This window comes from Halomonas sp. SIMBA_159, from assembly GCF_046536035.1.
In the GTDB taxonomy this organism is placed as follows: domain Bacteria; phylum Pseudomonadota; class Gammaproteobacteria; order Pseudomonadales; family Halomonadaceae; genus Vreelandella; species Vreelandella venusta_A.
In genome coordinates this window covers 1-274 of record NZ_JAWJBT010000512.1, presented here as the reverse complement: position 1 = coordinate 274, position 274 = coordinate 1, and the positions used below count along the sequence as shown (strand labels likewise).

General features: G+C 68.6%; 1 protein-coding gene. It reads left to right on the top strand.

Annotated features, from left to right (window positions below; translation table 11 throughout):
* Positions 1–274, top strand: a 274-nt coding sequence (locus R0J87_RS20235; protein ID WP_498888497.1) for a hypothetical protein, incomplete at both ends; no start/stop codon positions are given.

The window sequence follows — 274 nt, the reverse complement described above, 5'->3', positions numbered from 1 at the left end:
CCCGCTGCACCTCAGCGAGACCCAGATCCAGAACTACATCGATCAGGGTCTCGGCATCATCAACGAGCAGACGCAGACGCTGCTCAACGGTGCTCTGGCCGTCGGCACGACCGCCGCGCACGTCGTGACCGGGGCGGTGCTCTCGCTGTTCATCCTGATCTGCCTGCTCGCTGACGGGCGGGGGATCTGGCGCTGGACGCTGCGTCTGTTCCCGCGCGCGGCGCGTCCGGCCGCCGACGCGGCCGCGATCAACGGCTTCGCGACCATCGTGAAC